The 5,222-nt window shown below is 62.5% G+C and carries 10 protein-coding genes; 6 read left to right on the top strand and 4 right to left on the bottom strand.

Features of this window, described 5'->3' with window-relative positions; genetic code table 11:
* On the bottom strand, positions 1–265 hold a 265-nt coding region (locus tag FEZ63_RS21480; protein ID WP_150948501.1), incomplete at its 3' end, for a trypsin-like serine protease.
* Positions 266–350: 85 nt separating this feature from the next.
* Complete coding sequence (locus tag FEZ63_RS21485; protein WP_150948474.1) at positions 351–1,106, bottom strand: S1 family peptidase; 756 nt, start codon at positions 1,104–1,106, stop codon at positions 351–353.
* A gap of 74 nt (positions 1,107–1,180) precedes the next feature.
* Here FEZ63_RS21485 and FEZ63_RS21490 point away from each other — a divergent pair, with 74 nt between their 5' ends.
* The 6 genes from FEZ63_RS21490 to FEZ63_RS21515 are packed head-to-tail and all read left to right on the top strand — an operon-like array spanning position 1,181 to position 3,494.
* On the top strand, positions 1,181–1,687 hold the full coding sequence (locus tag FEZ63_RS21490; RefSeq protein WP_244622924.1) for a head-tail connector protein: 507 nt from the start codon (positions 1,181–1,183) through the stop codon (positions 1,685–1,687).
* Positions 1,688–1,714: 27 nt separating this feature from the next.
* A complete protein-coding gene (locus FEZ63_RS21495) occupies positions 1,715–2,050 on the top strand; it encodes a phage head closure protein (protein ID WP_150948480.1) in 336 nt (111 codons plus the stop codon).
* Positions 2,047–2,457, top strand: coding sequence for a DUF3168 domain-containing protein (locus FEZ63_RS21500; protein WP_150948483.1), 411 nt, complete (start codon positions 2,047–2,049; stop codon positions 2,455–2,457). The genes FEZ63_RS21495 and FEZ63_RS21500 overlap by 4 nt, the downstream gene beginning before the upstream one ends.
* 40 nt (positions 2,458–2,497) lie before the next feature.
* Positions 2,498–2,908, top strand: a complete 411-nt coding sequence (locus FEZ63_RS21505; RefSeq protein ID WP_150948486.1) for a phage major tail protein, TP901-1 family — start codon at positions 2,498–2,500, stop codon at positions 2,906–2,908.
* 8 nt (positions 2,909–2,916) lie between these two features.
* Entirely contained in the window at positions 2,917–3,282 is a 366-nt protein-coding gene (locus tag FEZ63_RS21510) for a gene transfer agent family protein (RefSeq protein WP_150948489.1), read from the top strand.
* Positions 3,279–3,494, top strand: a complete 216-nt coding sequence (locus FEZ63_RS21515; protein WP_150948492.1) for a rcc01693 family protein — start codon at positions 3,279–3,281, stop codon at positions 3,492–3,494. Before FEZ63_RS21510 ends, FEZ63_RS21515 begins: the two co-directional genes overlap by 4 nt.
* Before the next feature lie 150 nt (positions 3,495–3,644).
* Here FEZ63_RS21515 and FEZ63_RS21520 read toward each other — a convergent pair whose 3' ends face one another.
* Both FEZ63_RS21520 and FEZ63_RS25025 read right to left on the bottom strand, forming a co-directional pair.
* Entirely contained in the window at positions 3,645–4,025 is a 381-nt protein-coding gene (locus tag FEZ63_RS21520; protein WP_150948495.1) for a hypothetical protein, read from the bottom strand.
* A gap of 228 nt (positions 4,026–4,253) precedes the next feature.
* Positions 4,254–4,442, bottom strand: coding sequence for a hypothetical protein (locus FEZ63_RS25025; protein WP_162419815.1), 189 nt, complete (start codon positions 4,440–4,442; stop codon positions 4,254–4,256).
* Positions 4,443–5,222 lie beyond the last annotated feature (780 nt).

Consider the following 5,222-nt stretch of genomic DNA (forward strand, 5'->3'; position numbering starts at 1 on the left):
CCACGTTCAACGCCTGCGCCCTGAACGCGCGGTCGACGGACACGATGCGGTACGATGCCTCGTCGACGACGCAATGAGCGGCGGTGAGCACGAGATCCTGGGCAATGAGTGCGCCGGAACACAACTCGCCGCTCGAGTTCTCAACCGCGACGACGCCGCGCCTGACGCCGTTCGCATCGCGCGACGGCGTTCCCAGAACGACGGCGTTCGCGGGTGCGGCGAGACATGCGAGGGCGGCGAGTGTGAGACAAATGAATGCGCGCATTTTCCATCAACGAACGGGGGGCTGTGCCATGATTGGGAAGCGTCGAGCAGTGAGGATGTTCTGCGCGGTCGCAGAAGTCCACCGCCTAATTGCCGCTCCATTGGGCGGCGCGCTGCCAGCCGGCGACAACGCGATCGATCCAGCTGCGCTGCGCCCCGAGCAGAATGCCCTGCGTGATGCCGCCGCAGCGGCTCGCCTTGGTTCCGGCCGACCAGCTCGTGATGGCCACAACCGTATCGCCCGCCGTCATCGGCCCGCCGGAATCGCCCTGGCAGGCCCCGGCCGCGCCCTTGCCCTGCACCCATAGCAGGATCTGGCTCGGACCATAGGGCTCGATCACGGTCAGGTCGGCGGCGCGGAACGTGCCGGTCGTCTTGGCATCGCCATCGCGCGCGAGGCCGTAGCCCGCGACCGTGACCGGATCGCCCTTCGCGGGCCTCGCGGGATCGAGCGTCGCGGTTTCAAACCGCGCGGGGAGGGGCTCCGGCAGCCGCACCAGCGCGAGATCGATGGAACGCGTGCGCTTCTCGATCGCCTTCGCGTCATAGCCCGGATGCACCGCCTTCGCCGCCGGCACGATGAGGATTGGCTCGCCGGCCCCATCGCGAAAATGCACCCGGTGCTCATCCGCGCCCGTCACGCAATGGGCGGCCGTCAGCACCACATCCGGCGCCACCACGACGGCGCTGCACACGCCGCCTTTCGAGCTCAGCACCATCACGCTGGCGCGCGACAGCAACCCCGCATCCTCCGCCCCGCCCACGATGGCATGCGCCGCAGGCGCCACGAAGACCAAGGCGAGACTGGCCGCGAGGACCGGGCGGAGAAGCCGTTTGATCATGAAGAAGGATTCCTGTTCCGATGTTTCCGATACTCGTCGAAGGGCCCGCCGTCGAGCCCGTTTCACTCGCCGACATGAAAGCCTATCTGCGCGTCGACGACGATGCGGAGGATGATCTCATCGCCGGCTTGGTGAAAGCGGCGCGCCTCGTGGTGGAAACCGCTTCGCGCCGTGTCCTCGTCGCGCAGAAATGGCGGCTGCTGCTGCACGCCTGGCCGCCATCGCGGTCCATCGCGTTGCCGCTGTCGCCCCTGATCGCCGTCGAGAAGATCGAGGTGTTCGATGAGGCCGGCATCGCCACGCCGCTTGCCGCCGACGCGTTCGAGGTCGACAGCCTGCAGGATCCGCCGCTGGTCTGGTTTAACGCGACACCTGAGCCCGGCCGGTCCCGCCACGGCATCGCGATCGATTTTCGCGCCGGCTACGGCCCCGCGGCCGAGGACGTGCCGGCGACCTTGCGGCTCGCGCTCAAGATCATCGTCGCGCAATGGTTCGAGAACCGCGGCGACGTGGCGGGTGTGCAGAACCCGCCCCCCGAGGCGCTCGCGCTGATCGCCCCCTTTCAACGACCGCGCCTCTGACGCATCGCATTTCGCAAAGCCTTCATCATGAAAACCAGATCACAGCCGATCGGTGCGCGAGCGCGCCGTTTCATTCTCGAATTGCCGCAGGAGAATCCGGATGGATTCGGCGGCATGATCCGCTCCTACGCATCGGGCCCGCAAGTCTGGGGCGCGATGGAAATGCTCTCCGGCAGCGAGCGGGTGCGCGCCGACAGGCCCGAACAGGCGCTCACGCACAGGATCACCCTTCGCTATCGCGATGGGGTCACCGGTGCCATGCGCCTCACGCTCGGGTTGCGTCGCTTTGCCATCAGGGCGACATCGGATCCCGACGGATCACGCCGCGATCTGGTCTGCCTGGTCGAGGAGATGCGCGCATGACAAGTCCGATCCTGGCTTTGCGTCGCGCCATTCTCGACCGCGCGGTCATCGACGCGGAATTACTTGGCCTGATGGGCGGGTCCTTGCGCCTCTACGATGAACCGCCCCGCGCCGCATCCGGCATTTACGCGCTGTTCGGCGATGTAAAGGCCGCCGATTGGTCGACCGATTCAGATCGCGGCCATGAGCAGGATCTCGCCATCGTGGTGTGGGCTCAGCCGGGCAGCGCGCGGGATGCTCTCGCGGCCGCCGAGCGAATGGCGGCCATTCTCGACGATGCGCCGCTCGCCCTCGATGGCCAGCGCCTCATCAACCTGCGCGTCACCGAGATCGCATCGATGCGCGACAAGGAAAGCCAACTCGTCCGCGCGACCTTGCGACTGCGCGCCGTGACGGAAGTTTTCTGATTTTTCGCAACAAGCGAAGTTTCAACCAAGGGACATTCATATGCCGGCTCAAAAAGGCAAGGACCTGCTCATCAAGATCAGCGACGGCGCATCCGGCTTCGTCACGGTGGCGGGCTTGCGCACGCGCCAGGTGGCGTTCAACGCGGAGACCGTCGACGTGACGAATTCGGAATCCGCCGGCCGCTGGCGCGAATTGCTCGCGGGCGTCGGCGTTCGCCGCGCCGGCATCACCGGCTCGGGCGTGTTCAAGGACGACGCATCCGACGCCCGCATGCGCCAGGTCTTCTTCGACGGCGAAGCGCTCGGCTACCAGATCGTCATTCCGGATTTCGGCCGCATCGAGGGGCCGTTCCTGATCACCAGTCTTGAATATCGTGGCGACCATGCGGGCGAAGTGACGTTCGAAATGTCGTTCGAGTCAGCCGGCGCGCTGACCTTCGTGGCGTTGTGAGGCATCCGATGGCAAACAGACGAAGAGGCGAGGTTGCGCTGTGCCTCGGCGATGAACGCTATACGCTCTGCCTCACGCTTGGCGCGTTGGCGGAGCTCGAGGATGCGTTCGGCGTGCACGACCTGAATGCGCTGGCCGAGCGCTTCGGCACCGGGCGATTGTCGAGCCGCGATCTCCTGACGATCCTCGGCCTCGGTTTGCGCGGCGGCGGCCATGCGATCAGCGACAAGGAGGTGGCCAATCTCGCGTTGAGCGAGGGCATCGAGCCGGTGGCGCAAGCCATCGTGGCGCTTCTGGTGAGCACCTTCGGCGCGCACGAGCCTGGCGCCGAAGGAGGGCTTTCGCCAAACCCTCCGCCGCCGCAGACCGCATGAGCGCGCGCCAGCCCTTCCCGCGAGAGCCGTTCCCGTGGGAAGACGCGATGGCGCTGGGCCTCGGCGTTTTGCGGTGGAGTCCGACAGAGTTCTGGCGCGCGACGCCGCGCGAGCTGATCGCGGCCTGGAACGCGCATACCTGCAAGCAAAGCCTCGCGCCCGCCGGGCGGGGAGATCTCGAACGGCTGATGGTGGCGTTTCCCGATGGGTGAAGGCCGGAGGGGTCGTCTCGACGGGCGCAAACTTGCCGGATTCCTCAAGACGCGGCGACTTCTCAGGATGAGGTGGGGCAATCTCCCACACTCCTCATGCTGAGGAGGGCGAAGCCCGTCTCGAAGCACGCAGACCCGCCAGGTCATACTCTACGAAGGAAATCCGTCGTGGAGAGAGATGCCGTTGCGCTTGACGCATTCGAATTTCCGTTCGTCCCGTAATTCGCCGCGCCTGCGCGATTCCGGCAGGCCGGCGATCGCAGCTTCGAACTCCTCGGTGCAAAGCTTGCGGATTGCGTTCCATTGCTCCACGGGCAAACTTGCATACCCGACATACTTCGCTCCTTTGAGTTCGGCGCACATGACAAAGAGCCGATTGCGCTTGTATTCGACGGGTGTTTTAGGACCAGCGGAGGCGACAGCCTTCTCCGCTTCGTAGTTGCATTCCTTCCGGACGCTGTTCCATCGTTCGTCAGTAAGCCCTGCCGTCTTGAAAAACATAGGGGCCGTCATGGGGGTTGTGATGGACATGCAGGCCGTCATGCACAGGTACAAGCCCGAGATGGCGCTTGTCCGCACCAGTGCGGGTCCGGATCGGATGAGGCGCTCCTTATATGTCGCGCCGGTTCGAGGACCCTTCTGCCTGCCGTGCAGTGTCTGAAGATGCTTGCCGTTTATAACACCCATAGCGTTCTCCGATCATGAGATCACCATAGATACAATGTTTCATAATCTGAACGCAGGCTGAAAATGCACACGTCATCGGTACTCTGCTCTGACAAATCTCGCACCCTTGGCTTCCGCGCACAGAATGAAAATTCTTTGCCTCTCTTCGGCTTTAATCTCTCCAATTTTGACGGAAATGACCGCCTTCTCAGCTTCAAAATCACATTCTTTATCGATCTGTTGCCATTCGTTCTGCGACAGCCGACCAAGATCGAAGACCAAGTGAGGCCTGTTGTTGCGCGCTAGACAGCCGGGAAGCGACAAAACCATAGCCACAAGGACGAAGGGATAGACGATGGCCGATAACTTGGCGACAAAGCCGCCTGAGTAAAACCGATGATCCTTTAGAGGAAGACCGCAAACGCCATTTCAACACACTCATCGGCCTCTCCGACCAGTTTGGTAACTCTCTTACATCAGCCTTCGCCAAGAACATCGCCGAGGGCAAGAAGTTTGATGATGTGCTGAAGTCGGTGCGGCGATCTCTTGTGGAAACCGGGCTGAAGATGGCGCTGGCGCCGCTGCCGATCGTCCGTTTTATAAGCAGCTATCTTGTGGGAACGGTACGACCATTGAATTCAACGCGGTGTCTGCGAAACTCCTAATCTATCTTCTGTTCCAAGATATTTCACACCCTTCGATTCGACGCACAAAATGTAGATTCTACGAAATTGCTCCCCCGCGATTTCGGCGATCTTGATGGGGATGACGGCTTTAGCCGCCTCGAACTCGCATGTTTTGTCAGCGAGCTCCCATTCCTGCTCAGAGAGTTTGCCTGAGTCGAAAACCAAGTCGGGCTTCCTGGCCTTGTGCACACAGGCGCTCAGGAGCGTTGCAAGTCCAATAATCTGGAGAATCCGCACAATGAGCGACAGGAGAAAACCTGGCGATTTAGGTGACGACCCGGTCACCGAGGATCGCAAACGCCATTTCAACACACTCATCGGTCTCTCCGACCAGTTTGGTAACTCTCTTACATCAGCCTTCGCCAAGAACATCGCC

The sequence above is a fragment of the Microvirga brassicacearum genome, assembly GCF_008757455.1.
GTDB classification, from domain to species: domain Bacteria; phylum Pseudomonadota; class Alphaproteobacteria; order Rhizobiales; family Beijerinckiaceae; genus Microvirga; species Microvirga brassicacearum.